Below are 15,729 nucleotides of genomic sequence, written 5' to 3'. Positions count from 1 at the left end.
AGCAATCCAGCCTTTTATTTCCTTTATTGATTTATTGGCAATCTTTTTGTTTTGACCTTATAGCTTTCGAGCCTCATTTTTAACAGGAATCAGTGATGGTTTTTGCCTTCAAATTGTAAATCCATGACTTTTAATTCTGCTTTGATCAATGGCTGTAAAGCTTTTTTCTTAACATTTTTATTATAAAAATCGCCATTAAAGAAGCTAACACAGCCATGATTTTTGCCACTTTGATCAACTAGGTGAGCGAGTAATTTCACCTTATTGGTACCAAATTCAATAATCTTAAATTTGACATTTTTTCTGCCATTTTTTTAATCCAGCTTTTACTGAACGAATTAGAAGCATCATTAACTGCGGGGTAAACAACAGCATTGCGAGATAATTTAAATACATAACCATCTTTAGATAGGCTTTTAGCAGGTGTAATGGTCATATCGGGTTCAGCTGTCCGACTGACTGCTGCCGACTTTCTCAGCTTTAACTACAGTTGAACTGGCGAGCACTATAAAAGAAAAAAGCTAATCAATTTCGGTAAAATAAATAAGCTTTAAAAGTAAGACAACTTTCAAGACTTATTTTGAAATCAATTTTTTAAAACAAAACACTTTACTTCTCTAGCAACTATTTTTTTCTACTTCCACTTGAACATTGTTAGTCAAACGTTTATTAATTTCTAAAATAAAAATTGGTACCAAACTTCCCAATAAAGCCATCAGCCAACCTTGAACTGGTAATAAAGTAAAATGTAAAAATCGTCTCAGGTGCGGTAAAAGCGTCAGTGATACAACAAAGGTCATACTTAATAGTAATCCCCAATTAAGCATTTTATTTGATCTAAAAGTTTGCATACTAATTGGTTGTGAATCTTTAATGGCGTAAATATCAATCATGGAGCCAAGGGCTAAAACTAAAAAGACTAAAGTCATACCCATTTGTGTGTCATTAGCAGAAATAATAAATCTGCCATAGGCGTAAACTCCCAGAGTTAAAACTGTGAAGGTTGTCGCTCTAACAATCATTCTTTGCATTAATCCCCGTCCGAGAAGACTCTCCTCATTACCTAGTGGATCTTGATCCATTATATTTGGTTCACCCGGTTCTTTACTAATAAAGAATCCTGGTATCCCATCAGCAAGCACATTGATAATTAATAATTGTTCAGCTAATAATGGTGCACCCCAACCCAAAATTGTACTGATAACCATTAAGAACATTTGAGCAAAATTAACACCAATTAAGAACTCTACCGCTTTAATAATATTTTGGTAGACTGTTCTACCCTCCGCTACAGCTTTAATAATTGTAGCAAAGTTATCATCAGTCAGAACCATATCCGCAGATTCTTTTGCCACTTCTGTACCTGTGATACCCATAGCAATGCCAACATCTGCAGCTTTCAATGCTGGTGCATCGTTCACTCCATCACCTGTCATGGCAACAGTTTTATTAAGTTCCTGCCAAGCTTGAACTATGCGGATTTTATCACTGGGAGAAACACGAGCATAAACACTGATATCTTTAATACAATTTTTTAATTCAGCGTCTGACATCTTCTGTAATTCGATTCCTGTAATTGCTTTTTTACCTGACTCCAAAATGCCAATTTCTTTAGCAATTGCTTTAGCAGTCACAAGATGGTCGCCAGTTATCATTACGGTCTTGATACCTGCTTGTTTTGCTCTATCAACAGCTACTTTTGCTTGCGGCCTAGGTGGGTCAATTAAGCCAATCATACCTGCGAGCTTCAAGCTAGAGTTGTTTTCATTCCAATTGGTTGGATCTGCATCTGCAGGAATTATTTTATATCCTACTGCTAGCACCCTCAGTGCTGCTCTAGCCAGATCATCATGAGCCTTTTGGCCTGCTTTAATTGGTTCTTTTTCATCTAAAGGTAATCTGTCCCAGGCACCTTTAACAATTACCAATTGGCTGCCATTATCAAGACGATGGACAGTAGACATCATTTTCTTATCAGAATCAAACGGATCTTCCGCTAGGCGAGGGGCTTTTTCTTGTAACTGCTGGCGAGAACTTCCCTGCGCGTGTAACCAGTTTACAATTGCAACTTCGGTAGCATCACCAACAACTTCTTCTGAACCATCTTTTTCCATGATTTGTACATTATTAGCTAAACCCAACATCTTTAACAAATTTTGACCAGCGTCAGGTAAATCAGCGGCTTTTTTAATACCTGTTTCTAGAGTCCAATACTTAGTAACAGTCATTTTATTTTGAGTTAATGTGCCTGTTTTATCAGTCGCAATAACGTCAACATTGCCAATTGTTTCCACGGCACCAATCTGTCTGATAATAGCATTGCGATCAGCCATTCTTTTGACACCGCGGGATAAACTGATAGTAACAATAATTGGCAAGGTTTCAGGTACAGCCGCAACCGCTAAAGATAGCCCAATCATTAAGCTATCAGTTAAACTATTATTTTGCAGTCCCATGCTTAAGGCAAAAATTATAAGTCCACCTAAACCAGCAAAAAATGTCATCCATTTTGACAAATGATCCAGTTTGCCCTGCAAAGGAGTTTCCCGTTTATGAGTTTCATTTAAAAGATTAGCAATTTTGCCAAGTTCAGTTGCCATACCAATTGCATTAACTTGAACAAATGCCCGGCCACTAACAACTGAGGTTCCTGAGTACACACGCTCATCACTAGTCAAATTATTTTTTGGTTGAAAACTTTTTTTAGAAACAGGTAAACTTTCACCAGTTAAAATTGCTTCATCAACCGCCAAATTAGTTTCATCTAAAATCACAGCATCTGCTGGAACCTGATCTCCAGTATTTAGATAAATCAAATCTCCAGGCACCAATTCTGCAGCAGCAATTGTCATATCACGCCCATCACGTCGGCCATTAGCTGTCGGCAAACTCATTTCTTTTAGAGCTGCAAGAGATCTTTCCGCAGAAGCTTCCTGGTATAGTCCAATTACCACATTAATAACTAAAATCAAACTGATAACGATAGTTTTGGTCCAACCGCCGTTTTGAAAAACAGCCATATATGTTGCTAGAATTATCGCTAATAAAAGAACAAGTGACGAAATATCTTTAAGATGATGCCATATTTTTCTATACAGTGGAACCGGGCGTTTTTCAAGCAATTCATTAGTGCCAAATTCACTGCGCATTTGTTCCACTTCAGCAGCAGTTAAACCGGACTTGGGGGTTTTCGTGAATAGTAGTTCTGATTTTTGGGACATGCTATCTCCTCCATTATTCGCCTATAAGATAAATTACGGTTAAGCTGTTTGTATAGATAAGTTAATTTATTGAAGTTATATGGCTCTTTAAAGGCCTTAATTCAATTTTATGTATCAAAGACAATTACTCCATTTACTTTTAAAAAAGCAGAAAGCCTCTGATAGTTATCCGAAGTTTTCTGCTCATTTAGTATTTAAAAAGTAATTGTTAATTAACAACGTTTTTCAAAAATCGTCTTTAGCTTAAAAATTTAATTTCTAAACTAAGCATCCTCTTTCCTATACAAGCTTATTATTATTTTACATGATTTGTTATTTTTTGGCTATTTTTATGCTTATACTATTAGCATTATAAGGTAGAAAAAGCTTCATCTTTTGCTCAATAATAAATTTTGTTATTTAAAATATTTACAAATTATTTTTACAATCTGACCAATAGTTAACCCACTATATTTTCAACGCAACTAAAGCAAAAATTCTTACTTCATTTATAAGCAGTTAACAGTGATTATGTACAAAAATTTTTACCGCATGATTGAGTTGATTAAAAACTCAGTTTATTAAAATAACCAGTCACTTTTGCATTGACTGGTTATTTTTTATGTTCTTAATTGCTAATTATCTTTTTTACTTAAGAATTTTTTGCTTGAATAATATTAGTTAAGGAAGCCAAACTATCTACTTGAGCTTTCGAAATTACATTAGTTATTAAGGCAGTTATATTTTCCCAATTTGTTATTTGATAAAGACTTGATCCTTCAAATTTAGTAGAATCAGCTAGAACATATTTTTTATTTGAATGCTCTAATAAAAGCTTATCAACACCATAATCAGAATACGAAGGTGTCGTTGGACCGTTATGACCAGCAAAATTATCTGAACCTATAAAACACATATTAGCTTTTATACTATTAATTGCTTCATTTGTCCACCCTCCATAAACCGAGGATGATTTAGCTCTAATTTTTCCACCAAAAAAATAAAGTTCATTGTCTGAATTTGCTAACGCAGTTGCTACAGGAAAAGAATCAGTATAAATTTTTAAATTCTTTTTAGCTACTAATAATTTTGCCAACTCTAAAACTGTGCTACCTGACCCAAGAATAATTGACGAATTATCTAATACAAGTTTGAATGCTGCAATTGCTATTAATTTTTTTAATTTGATTTGCTTTTCTTGTCTCACAGTAAACGAGTTTTCGATAAGACTATTTAAGGCTGTCGCTCCACCATGTTCTTTAATAATGTAACCTTTTTGGTCTAGGAAAGTTAAATCTTTACGGATAGTCTCGTAGCTAACTGAAAATTCGTTTGAAAGGTGATGAACTGTAACACTACCTTTTTTTATGATTTCAGTTAAAATATCATTTCTTCTTTTATTCATTAATTTCATTTATTTACTCACCTTTTAAACTTTTTACTCAAGAATATCATAGATTATAATTTTTGTTACTTCTATGCTATAAAAATTGGTTTTAATTGCTTTTAATTACTAAAAAAGTATATTTTTGCGGTTGACACCAATTAAAACAAATTTTATAATTGGTTTTGTAATAACATTAAGCGTTTACAGAAAGGAAATTGTATGAAAAAAATAGCAATAGCATGTGATGATATTGGTTTCGAGCGGAAAGAAGCCATCAAGAAATACTTGGAGGAAGAAAAGAATTACAGAGTCGTTTGGGATCCCGTTAAAAAGCCTGAAGATGGCAAGAATACTTTTGCTAAATTAGCTGATAAGATGGCAGAAGTTATTCAAAAAGATGAGTGCAGATTAGGTGTATATATATGTGGCACAGGAATTGGTTTTACTATGCAGGCTAATAAACACTGGGGTATAAGAGCAACAGCAGTAACTAATCCGTACTCTGCTAAAAGGGCAAGGTTAAGCAACAATGTCCAAATCATAGGCTTGGGAGCGAGAGTAAATGGTTTACCTTACATGGAAATGGTACTTGATGCTTTCTTAGATGAACCATTTGATTTTAAAAATTCCAGACCAAATTCTAGAGCAAACTTATTGGAAGCCAAAAAAGATGATGACCGTAATCTGAAAAAGCCTGATTATGTAGCTTGGAACATGGGCTTCACAGAAGAATAGGAGTTAAAAATGGAAATAATTACTCAATTTATTAATAATCTTGGTAACTTTATTTTTATTCCTTTAATATTTTTAGTGTTAATGAAAGCTGTAGGTCGGTCATGGGCGGAATCAATTTCTTCTGCCATGAAAGTTGGTATTGGTTTTATAGCTTTGACCATGGTCACTTCTTTCATGCTTGATAAAATGCAACCAGCAATTACTGGCTTAGCTAAAAGAACTGGCTCTTCATTGCAAGCAATTGACGTTGGTGGTGCAGCGACAGCAGTTATGGGTTTCGGCTCAAAAGTCGGAGCAGTTATAATTCCTTTATGCGTAGGTATTAATATTATTCTATTACTGTTAAAATTGACAGACTGTATTAATGTTGATGTTTTCAACCTACACCAAAACGCCTCAATGGGCGCGATTGTATATGCTTACTCTGGTAATTTCTGGTATGGTTTACTTACCGCTGGTATTTTTCATATGTGGGCATTATTTATGGCCGATTTAGGAGCTAAGCAGAATGAAAAATTCTTTAATTTACCTGAAGGAGTTTCTATTTCACACCCCGTTGCAAATACATATATGATTTTTGCCTACCCTATGAATTGGATCTTTGATCATATTCCAAGAGTCAGAAAATGGAATGTAACCGCTGAAACAATTCAGAAAAAGTTTGGCGTTTTTGGTGACCCTACTATTGTAGGTTTTATAATTGGTGTTCTCTTGGGATTTGCAGGTTATAGCTGGTCAAATCCTGGCGATACAATAATTCAAAGTTTACATTTAGGTATGTACCTAGCAGCCGTTATGCTCTTGTTACCAAAAATGACTTCCATCATGATGGAAGGTCTTGTGCCTTTATCAAATGCTGTTCGAAAGAAAATGACTAAAGCCTTCAAAGGCCGTGATATTACAGTAGGTATGGATACTGCATTAGTAATAGGAAATCCTGACGTAATTGCACCAGCCTTGCTTTTAATTCCAGTCATCGAAATTATTGCAGTCTTTCTTCCTGGCAATAAAGTCATGCCGATGGGTGACTTATCCCAATTTGTATTCTTTATTGCATGTATGGTTCCTATTTTTCATGGCAACATTATTAGAACTTGGATTACTTCAATTTTAATGTTTACACCAGGATTATATATAGCTTCTTGGATGGCCAAACCAACAACTCAGGTATTCAGAGAATTTGGCAGTGGTGCTAAAAATGGCGTTATGTATTCATCATTAAATCCATCAGCTAATCCATTTACAGGTTTGTTTGCTGAAGCTTCTCGTCTTGGCTTGTGGTCATATGTTGTGATTGCCTTGATAATAGTTGTTTTTGGTTATTGGCTTAAAAAGTACGAACGTAGACAAAATTCTTTAGCTAAATAGAAATTAAGGAGATATATCATGAAAAAAGTGTTAGTAGTTTGTGGAAATGGAATTGCATCATCTTCTGTTATGTTGGCAGAACTACAAGATTATTTAAATGACCAAAGCGTTTCTGACGTGAATTTAGATAAAAAATCATTGATGGACTGCACAGATGATGTTTTCAATGGCTATGATTTAATCGTTTCATCCACTAAATTGGATAAGCCAAATGTTACAACACCAATAATTGTAGGCACTGCCCTTTTAACGGGTATAAATGAGGACTCAGTTTTAGAAGAAATAAAAGACGAGCTGATCAAATAATGAAAATCTTTGTACAATCAAATAATGATATTATTCCAGACTATCAAAAAGCTATCAAAATTGCTGGGAAACCGCTATTGGCTAAGAATTTAATAACTGAAGAATTTACTAAGGCATGTATTGCAAGGGAAAAAGACTTTCCTACAGGATTACAAGTTAATTCTGATTTAGGCATTGCGATTCCACATGGAAATCAAAACTTTGTAAACACAAGTAGTGTTAGCTTTGTTCGATTTTCTCATCCAGTAAAATTTGGCCGCATGGATGATAAATCAAAAGATGTGAAATGTAGTTTTATTTTTAATTTAGCTTTAGCAAAAGGTGATGAACATTTAACCATGTTGCGTACCCTTATGAAACTATTTCAAAATAAAGATTTTCTACAAAGTGTTAAAAATAAGAAAGATAAAGAGTTAGAAGAATATCTTTATCAAAAATTGAATTAGGAAAATATATGGCATTTGAATTAAAAAAAATATGCGAAGAAATCAATAATGTTGATGATCCAGTAGATGAAAAAACTTTAAATAGAATCTGTCAATTAATAATAAATAGTAATCATATCTATTTTTCAGGTTCAGGTCGTTCAGGCTTAATGATAAAATCCTTTGCTAACAGGTTACTGCAATTGGGACTAGAAGTTAGCGTTGTTGGAGAAATTTCTTCTCCTCATACACATTCAAATGACTTATTAATATTTAATTCTGCTTCGGGAAAATCAGAGAAACTAATAGCCCAGGCGAAGATAGCAAAAAATAACGGTTTAAAAGAAATTCTCTTTACTGTTGATAACAATAGTCCATTAGCGCAATTTTGTGAAATAGTTGTGCAAATTAATGCCCAATCAAAATTTGAGCACAATAAATCTATTCAACCAATGGGAGCTTTGTTTGAACAGTTTTCACTACTTTTATTTGACAGCATCGTTTTGAGATTAATGAAAGAACTTAATATTACAGAAGAACAAATGATACAGAACCATGCCGATATTGAATGATTAAAAATTGAAACTCATATATAAATAAAAACCAATAAATCTTGATATGAACCCCCAAATTTGTCATAGACTTTGGGGGTGTTTTTGTGATTAAAAATCATAGAGCTTAAAACAATTTCTTTGATGATGAGCTAACAGAAGGTACTTTAGCATAACTTAAAAAATGTTTTAGAGTTTTAAAAATTATATAAATTCAATTAGGTACTACCTTTAGTACTATAATTAGAAATAGATATGATCAAGGCGAATTAACTTTAAATCAGGTTTAAATTTTAGTAATATACAAATAAAAATTTTTTACTTATGTATTCTCATCAACCAAGGAGTATTACGATTCTTTAAAATAAATCATAAAAAATGTAGTAATACCTGTTGACAGAAATCATTTATTTTTTGTTAATTATTTAATACCATATCATTTCAATAACTACTTTGAATCAATTTACTGATTGCTATTTTAACATCTTTAGGAGAAGAGCTTTTATCAATAATATCTCTAAATGTAGAATTAGTCTGTAAATCGACAATAAAATCAAATAATTTTTGAATACTTAAATAGTCCTGTCGAGCAATTGCTAATAAAAAAACGTATTTCACTTCATTTTTTTCATCCCACATAATCGGCTGTGAAAGACGTGCAAAACAAACCTTGGATTTATTAGTAGCATAGCCTAAAGAGTGAGGTATTGCAATTTTGCCACCAACTGCAGTTGAATACATTTTTTCTCTTTCATATACTTTTGCTTTAAAGTCTTTATTAACTATCTTTTTTTGCTCTAATTTTTTAATTAACATATTTAGGAGTTCATTTTTAGACAATTTTTCTTTTAATAAGTAAATATTCTCTTCATCAAACAATTTATCAATTGCTCGATATGGATTATTGAGAGACTTTAAATAATCTGATAATTGTAAAATATCATTATGAAAATTTGCTAAATCTATTTGTATTACTGGAACGGTAGCATTGTTAATAGGTACCATTGAAATCAAAAAATCGTTATTATTTGCTTTGCCTTCTAAGTATTCATCATAAGTATAAGTACCGGTAATGTTCAAAAACGAGGCAAACTGTGTTTCCAATTTTGCCCTTACCAAAACTGCAGTTGATACTCCAGAACCACAGATCAATGCAGCATTCTTTTTTGAAAAACGACTACCTTGTCTTTCAATTGAAGCACCAATATGAAGAGTTATAAAGGAAAGCTCATCGTCATCTAATTTAAGATCTAGCATGTGTTCCAAAATAGGAGCAGAATAGGCAGTTATTTCATAAGCATACGGAAAGGTCGACAAGATCACATTTAATAATGGGTTTTTACGCTTACCATTTACTTTTTTAATCTTAACTAAATTCGTCAAATGCTGAATTAAATTCACCCGCAATTCTTGATCGTTTAATAGGTTGATAGCAAATTCACTCTTAATATTTTGCAGGAAAAAAGTGACAGCTTTTGCAATACTTTCATTAGAATTAGACTTATTGGTATAAATAACACATTCAGGAAAGTTTAATGCAAAATGATATATCAAATCATCTTTTTCTTTTTGATTTAGTTTGATTCCAAATTCTCTTTCAATTTTTAAAAATAATTCTTTTAAATTTTTCAGTACATCCTTTTTGATATTTGCATGTGTACTTGCTTCCAAGTGAAAGTTTAATTTGATTCGTGAAATAGTTAGTGCGAAATGTAAAATAATATTTTTAGTGTTAATGTCAGAAATATGATAACTATAATGTCTTAAAAATGCATGGATAAGTTTTTTTAACTTATCTAGATCGACATTAGCTAAAATAGTTCTTTCTTTTTCCGTGAAATCAATAATATAATTATCTGATTTTTTATTAATTAACTTTGCAATAATAAAGTTTCGTTTATCTGCTTCAGAACCTTTTACTCTATAATAATCATTTGATTTATTAACCTTAAGATTAAATTTGCTAAATTCTTTTTTGATAGTTACAAGGTATGAAAAAAAGGTATTATCACTAATGAAAAACTTTTCCACTATATCTGATAGTTTTACTCTATCATTTACCAGCAAATATTGCTCAACTGCAGCGATACGCTCCTCAGATCTAGTAACTGGCAAGTCACTTTTAGCAGCTTTGAGTAACTTAGCTCTAGTTGCTGTATCCATATTTGTTAAATAAAAACCAGCACCTCGTTTATTTTTGATAGTCACCTTAAAAATAGTTAATTCTTTATTTAAAGCTTGAATATCGGATCTTATAGTTCTAGTGCTTACATGACACTTTTGTGCTAAAAAGGAGGTTGAAACGTAGCGATTGGCAGAATCATTCAACAAAAGTTCAAGAATTTGTCCTAATCGTTTATAAGATAGTTTCAAATTATCACCTCATTTTCATTTGCACTTCTTTCAGTAAATACTTGCGCTTAACCTAAATCTTTTTTACTAAAGTAATCATGTCATAAGGCGCAATTTTAAAACTTTGTGCAATAATTTTTTCTAAGCCATCAACTTCAATAAAATTTTTATCTTTAAGATATGAAACATCTTTTTCTGTGTTAGTCATATTAGACAGACGCAGTACCAAATGTTTCTTTATTGTATAAGACAAATAAAGTGCAGAAACTTCAATGTCACTACTAATATTCAGCCAATTTTCGGTTTTCTTAAGTTGAGGCAAATTTTGTACAAATTCCACATCCCACAATTTGTTATCTAGCCTATTTACGAACAGATTATGTTTCTGCAATTGGTAGCTGACTGAAGGAGAATACCATTTAGAAATAACTTGAGACAGTTTTTCTTCTTTTAATTGACTTCCACTTGGAACATATAAGCCAAAATTAAACTCATTAACACCTAATTCTTGTGCCATTGGAGTAGGCATCATCACATGACCAACGGAAGTAGTGTCACCTGAAGCTCTGCCTGGTCGCCATAATAAGTTTGGTTTTCCCAACTGACCAGTTGTAGCCATTAAAGTAATAAAAAGTGAATCATCCTTTTTTTCATATTCTTTTTGTCCTTTTCCTAAAAAGTACAATCCTACCTTTGAATTATTCATACCGACACAACGATCAAAAATATAAATATTCACCGGTTTTTCAACAAATTCATCGTTCCAGTTATCAGCAATTTTTTCATTAGTTGTTTTTCTGAATCCACCCTGGATTTGTGCATGAACATTTTCTGTTTCAAGACCAGTTTTCAATCTAAGTCTTAAGCGGTGAGAAAGAGCCTGATTATCAACTATCAACTTAGCTGATATCACTGGAGAATTAGCAAAAATAGTCAAAGTTAGCTGGAAATTTACCGCTACTTTTTTCGCATTTTGACTGTTAGTTCTGTCTTCTAAATCGTATGGTACTGACCAGGAACCACTTAATTGCAGTGTCTCGATGTCTTTTGCCTTAGCAACCTGAATCTTTCCCTGCCACGGAAGGCGCATTTCGTGATCATTTTTCAGTGGCGAAAAGTCATATGTGTCACCATCATTTGCTTGATCATAAACACTGATGACATCCGTAAAAGTTTTATTTTTAGTAACCAAATTAAATTTGCCATCCAGATAATTAACTGTGGCTTCCTTATTTGCGATTGAACTGCCCTTTTGTAGCCTAAGCTTAGGCACTACGCTCTCAATATTCTCAAAATGAATAACCTGATATCCTAATCCCTTCATTTCGATATATAAACTAACTTTTAATTTGAAATAGCCAGATTCATCTTTAAATTCATAACCATTAGGAGTTAACTGCATAATATGAGGTCTAGACTTGACTTCTTTACAGTCCACAATGACTGCTTTATTTTGAGTTGGAAACTTAACATTAGACGAACTGGAAATAATTTCTACGACTTTCCGTCCCTTAAAGCTATAAGGATCAGTATTAAAAACCAAAACGTCATGATCTGATAATGAAAGCCGTTGAGCCAACCTTTTCTTAATGTAATTTTCTAAACCATCTGCTATTTCAAAAGCCTGTTTGTAGCGCTCATTGATGTCTAACGCCACGTTATCAGTAACACTGCCACCCATCGTATCGTGTGGTTGCGCTTTGAACAACAATTTCCATAACTTAACAACTATGCCATTTGAAATTGGAATACCTGCATATTGGGCAATTACCATTAAAGGTTCCAAACGCCGAGTTATAACTTGTTCAAGTTTAAAGTTTTTACGTTTATTTCTAGATCTGACAGAGCAAATGGTTCTATGAACTCTGGAATAAGTTGGATATCTCAGTTCTCCTTGAAATTCAGGTAATGTTCTCTGCCGTAGTTTTTGCATAAATTCTGGATATGAACTAATTAAAACATCATGTTTAGAATACTGATTTACTTGAGCAATTGTTTTAGAAATATCATGAATAATATTCATCTGATCTATGCCAGAAGGTACAAGGACTTCAGAATTGTTGCCGTGCAATGCTTCAAAATCTATCCCTTTATCCAACCGGTTTTTGACAAAATCCTTTAAATTGCGCTTTGACTCCAGATCAATTTGCCCAGTAAAATAACCTAAAGGGAAGTTGGCAGCAAATACTGCTTTTCCACCTAACGCTTTCCATTTAAAATAGACGGATTCAGTTTGTCTTTTAAAATTCGTACCGCGCCATGATAGAAAGTCATGAATTCCCACTTGATTTAAAATCATCGGTAAATTAGCGTTGAAGCCAAAGGTATCTGGTAAATAACCTAATAGCATCGGTTCACCGTAATTTTGTCTGGCATCCAAAATTCCGATAATCAGATTTCTTAATAGAGATTCAGCGTTAGGGACAAGAGCGTCTGTTTGAGTATACCAAGGCCCAATGAAGAGTTGTCCACGATTAACTAATTTATGAATTCTACTTTTGGCTTCAGGATGAATCTCAACATATTCATCTACAATAGACATCTGACCATCAAGAGTAAAATTAGCCTCCGGATGTTTTTCAAGTTCGTTCAATACTTCTGTAAATAATTGATCGCTCAATACCTGTGCATCTTGCGTAGTAAAGTACCATTCACGATCCCAATGAGTGTGATTAACAAAATATGCTTTAACCATAATATCTCCTAAAACTCAAAATAAATTGTGATAAACTTAGCGTGTCCAATTTTTGGTATGATTACTTGCTTATTCTTAATTTTTAAATCTTGTAAAATATGCTCCCTTAAATCAACTAGTTGAACTATCTTAGGCTGTTTGACAAAAGTGATTTGTTCACTCACTTGGTGAAATTTGGGGTTATAAAGTCGTAAACAATATCCCAGACCAGACCTTGATCTTTCAATTGTACTTATTGTCAACTTATTTTCAGTTTTAAATAAACTAAAATCATGTTTTAAAAACTGCCTACTGGGATTAAGCGGGAAAGTTAACCTACCATTTAAAAATTCTGCATATTCATAGACTTGCAAAGGAGTTTCGTAGTCTTTAACTTCATTAGCTAAATTTGACTGATCATAACTGGATTGTCCTGTAGTCAGTGCAAATTTAAATTCCAATTTATGATTTAATTGCGCGTCAGGCGTCGGGACTGTATCATCTCCAGAGGCGCGACCAGGACGATATAATAAATCACTTTTGCCTAGCATACTAAAAGTGCGGAAAAGAGTTAGCCTTATAACAGAATCTTTTTTACTAGTACACTCATATTCTCTGACTGCTTGAGGAATAACAGCTATATTTCTTTTAGCATTTGAAAGACACACAAAACTTTGCATTGTATTGATAGAAATTGGTTTTTCTTGCCATTTTTCTTGATTTTGCTCCCAATCGGCTAAGTCTTCCTTTTTTGCAAGAGGACGTTTGATTGTGCCAAATTGAATATCCGCAATACTAAAATTAGTATCAAGTTGACTAGCAAAATCAACGCAGAGTCTGTGACTCAACGGCTTAGTATTATCAACTTGAACTTTAAACTTAATCATTTTATCGGACTTGGTTAATTTAACAACCATTTTTACAGGCATTTCAGTGTCGGTTATTCCCTGACTTCTCATTTCCAAATTTTTAGGAACCATGTAATTAAACAAGATAATTAATTTATCTTGCAATTTGCCATGCGATACCTGCACCTGATGTTTTTGACTAGTCGAATAGATTATTAAATCTTTTTTTGCAGGTGAATAATTATATGAATCTCCCCCGTCACCGTTTTCTTCTAAAATTGCTTGATTTGAATAAAGTTTTTTATTCAGTTTATCTAAAATATTCAAACTGCCATCTGTGTTAACAGAAATTTGATAATACTCATTTTCAATTTTCGTATCAGCAATTGCTAATTCGTTTAACTCTATTTCCTTTTCCACAAGTGGTATTAGGTAAAATTGCTTATAACCATAAGGCGGAATTTCACCAAAATCAATATTCAAGTTGATACGGTAAACTTTTTTCGGAATATAAATATTTTCTCCTGGATTTAGTTGGATAGTGGCACCCTTTATCAAATTAGTGTTATCTTTGATGGAATTAATTTCGTATGCTATCTCATTGTTTTCATAATCGACAATCTTAAAATTGCGACTTGGAATATACAGAGTCTTATTAATTACTTCATCTCTTACAAAGGGCAATGTATTAAATACTGTCAAAGTAATCGGATGCTTTTTACTTTTAATATGTGTAGAAATGAAGCGTAAAGTAGAATCAACTAGGCTTTTAGCAGTATCTTTCACTTCCAGATACCGCATTTTTATCGCATTGTTAACTCTATCAGATACACAATTACCCATTGAATCGTGTGCCGCATTTTTACCCATTTTTTGCCACAAGCTTTTTATTGCTGCAAAAGGATAATCTAGACCAAAATAACTGCCCATAGACAAAACAGGCTGCACAACGTTAGTGAGATAATTTTGTAATTCCGTATTTAATTTTTTGATATCTGCTCGAGAAGAATAGATCGACTTGTGAACACGCATATCTTTGCCACAATCCTGCTCACCTTTAACAAGTGCCATGTCAGGCTTATCTTTTTTCACTGCGTCAATATATTCTGGCAACGATGCTACCTTAAATTGGTATTCTTTCTCATTAGCATCATTTAACTTAGTAATTAAATCTGGCAAGTCATCTCTTAATGGAGCCATATCTGAACCATTCGGAAACAAAATGTTATTTGTTGTTGCTTGTTGGACTACAGTTTTGAAGGGTTCAGTTTTCATTAATGCTGACAACTTATTTTCATCAATCACGCCTCCGATAAAATAACCACAAGCCATGCGAAACACATTGATTCGGGAACCATCTTCACCCTGCCAAATAAATTCAGAGTTTTTGGTGTCTGCGATTGAAAAGCCACGATATAAAACTGCATCTTTAATGCCAAAACTAGAGTATATTTGCGGCAAACTTGACTCTTGACCAAACGAGTCTGGTACATAAGCTACATTCATGTATCTGCCTAAATCAGATGCCGAACTTATCCCGATTCTGAGGTTATTAATGATACTTTCACCAGATGCCATGAATTGATCAGTTTGGGTATACCATGGTCCTAGAAAAAGCTTTTTTTCTTTAACTAATTTTTTTACACGATCAATATCTTGCGGACGCCAAGACAAATAATCTTCAATTAAAGAAGTTTGACCATCTAATAAAAAACTACCGTACTTTTCGTTTTTTTCTAAATGATCAATTACGTCTTTTACGTCTTTAATTAAATATGCTTTAGCACGATCTGAGGTAAAAAACCATTCTCTATCCCAGTGAGTATGCGGAACTACAAAAACTTTTTTTATCATTCTATCTCCTAAATAAAAAACTATAGCTT

General features: G+C 33.1%; 12 protein-coding genes. 5 read left to right on the top strand and 7 right to left on the bottom strand.

Going from position 1 to position 15,729, the window contains the following annotated elements; genetic code table 11:
* Positions 1-89 precede the first annotated feature (89 nt).
* The 4 genes from AAA915_RS05510 to AAA915_RS05495 all read right to left on the bottom strand — a co-directional run bounded on the left by AAA915_RS05510 (position 90) and on the right by AAA915_RS05495 (position 4,614).
* The gene (locus AAA915_RS05510) at positions 90-260 is read right to left on the bottom strand and encodes a hypothetical protein (protein WP_338200728.1); all 171 of its coding nucleotides are present in this window, start codon (positions 258-260) and stop codon (positions 90-92) included.
* A complete protein-coding gene (locus tag AAA915_RS05505) occupies positions 257-436 on the bottom strand; it encodes a hypothetical protein (RefSeq protein WP_338200729.1) in 180 nt (59 codons plus the stop codon). Before AAA915_RS05505 ends, AAA915_RS05510 begins: the two co-directional genes overlap by 4 nt.
* A gap of 181 nt (positions 437-617) precedes the next feature.
* Entirely contained in the window at positions 618-3,221 is a 2,604-nt protein-coding gene (locus AAA915_RS05500; protein ID WP_338200730.1) for a cation-translocating P-type ATPase, read from the bottom strand.
* Between the two features lie 631 nt (positions 3,222-3,852).
* Positions 3,853-4,614 carry a DeoR/GlpR family DNA-binding transcription regulator gene (locus tag AAA915_RS05495; RefSeq protein WP_338200732.1) on the bottom strand — a complete coding sequence of 254 codons (762 nt, stop codon included), beginning with the start codon at positions 4,612-4,614 and terminating at the stop codon, positions 3,853-3,855.
* Positions 4,615-4,806: 192 nt separating this feature from the next.
* Between AAA915_RS05495 and AAA915_RS05490 the strand changes: the two genes are divergently transcribed.
* From AAA915_RS05490 to hxlB, 5 genes are read left to right on the top strand one after another with little or no spacing between them, the layout of a single operon-like run.
* The gene (locus AAA915_RS05490) at positions 4,807-5,322 is read left to right on the top strand and encodes an RpiB/LacA/LacB family sugar-phosphate isomerase (protein WP_046325313.1); all 516 of its coding nucleotides are present in this window, start codon (positions 4,807-4,809) and stop codon (positions 5,320-5,322) included.
* 9 nt (positions 5,323-5,331) lie between these two features.
* On the top strand, positions 5,332-6,690 hold the full coding sequence (locus AAA915_RS05485) for a PTS galactitol transporter subunit IIC (protein ID WP_338200737.1): 1,359 nt from the start codon (positions 5,332-5,334) through the stop codon (positions 6,688-6,690).
* An 18-nt stretch (positions 6,691-6,708) separates the two neighbouring features.
* Entirely contained in the window at positions 6,709-6,996 is a 288-nt protein-coding gene (locus AAA915_RS05480) for a PTS sugar transporter subunit IIB (protein ID WP_110446404.1), read from the top strand.
* Positions 6,996-7,442, top strand: coding sequence for a PTS sugar transporter subunit IIA (locus AAA915_RS05475; protein ID WP_338200742.1), 447 nt, complete (start codon positions 6,996-6,998; stop codon positions 7,440-7,442). Before AAA915_RS05480 ends, AAA915_RS05475 begins: the two co-directional genes overlap by 1 nt.
* Positions 7,443-7,450: 8 nt before the next feature.
* Positions 7,451-7,993: a 6-phospho-3-hexuloisomerase gene (gene hxlB, locus AAA915_RS05470; RefSeq protein ID WP_046325317.1), complete on the top strand. Its 543-nt coding sequence runs from the start codon at positions 7,451-7,453 to the stop codon at positions 7,991-7,993.
* 420 nt (positions 7,994-8,413) lie between these two features.
* Here the strand turns inward: hxlB and AAA915_RS05465 are convergent, their stop codons facing one another.
* From AAA915_RS05465 to AAA915_RS05455, 3 genes are read right to left on the bottom strand one after another with little or no spacing between them, the layout of a single operon-like run.
* Positions 8,414-10,345 (bottom strand): BglG family transcription antiterminator, encoded by a 1,932-nt coding sequence (locus tag AAA915_RS05465; protein WP_338200745.1) that lies wholly within the window; start codon positions 10,343-10,345, stop codon positions 8,414-8,416.
* 52 nt (positions 10,346-10,397) lie between these two features.
* A complete protein-coding gene (locus AAA915_RS05460; RefSeq protein WP_338200747.1) occupies positions 10,398-13,019 on the bottom strand; it encodes a glycoside hydrolase family 38 N-terminal domain-containing protein in 2,622 nt (873 codons plus the stop codon).
* Positions 13,020-13,027: 8 nt separating this feature from the next.
* Positions 13,028-15,700, bottom strand: a complete 2,673-nt coding sequence (locus AAA915_RS05455; RefSeq protein WP_338200749.1) for a glycoside hydrolase family 38 N-terminal domain-containing protein — start codon at positions 15,698-15,700, stop codon at positions 13,028-13,030.
* Positions 15,701-15,729: the final 29 nt, after the last annotated feature.

The organism is Lactobacillus rizhaonensis, from assembly GCF_036246345.1.
Classification (GTDB): Bacteria; Bacillota; Bacilli; order Lactobacillales; family Lactobacillaceae; genus Lactobacillus; species Lactobacillus rizhaonensis.
Note: the sequence above shows the minus strand (reverse complement) of the source record. Positions and strands in the feature narration are given on the sequence as shown.

Coding starts and splice junctions, on each gene's coding strand:
- AAA915_RS05505 (WP_338200729.1), bottom strand. CDS start 436: ATGACCATTACACCTGCTAAAAGCCTATCTAAAGATGGTTATGTATTT.
- AAA915_RS05500 (WP_338200730.1), bottom strand. CDS start 3,221: ATGTCCCAAAAATCAGAACTACTATTCACGAAAACCCCCAAGTCCGGT.
- AAA915_RS05495 (WP_338200732.1), bottom strand. CDS start 4,614: ATGAAATTAATGAATAAAAGAAGAAATGATATTTTAACTGAAATCATA.
- AAA915_RS05490 (WP_046325313.1), top strand. CDS start 4,807: ATGAAAAAAATAGCAATAGCATGTGATGATATTGGTTTCGAGCGGAAA.
- AAA915_RS05485 (WP_338200737.1), top strand. CDS start 5,332: ATGGAAATAATTACTCAATTTATTAATAATCTTGGTAACTTTATTTTT.
- AAA915_RS05480 (WP_110446404.1), top strand. CDS start 6,709: ATGAAAAAAGTGTTAGTAGTTTGTGGAAATGGAATTGCATCATCTTCT.
- AAA915_RS05475 (WP_338200742.1), top strand. CDS start 6,996: ATGAAAATCTTTGTACAATCAAATAATGATATTATTCCAGACTATCAA.
- hxlB (WP_046325317.1), top strand. CDS start 7,451: ATGGCATTTGAATTAAAAAAAATATGCGAAGAAATCAATAATGTTGAT.
- AAA915_RS05460 (WP_338200747.1), bottom strand. CDS start 13,019: ATGGTTAAAGCATATTTTGTTAATCACACTCATTGGGATCGTGAATGG.
- AAA915_RS05455 (WP_338200749.1), bottom strand. CDS start 15,700: ATGATAAAAAAAGTTTTTGTAGTTCCGCATACTCACTGGGATAGAGAA.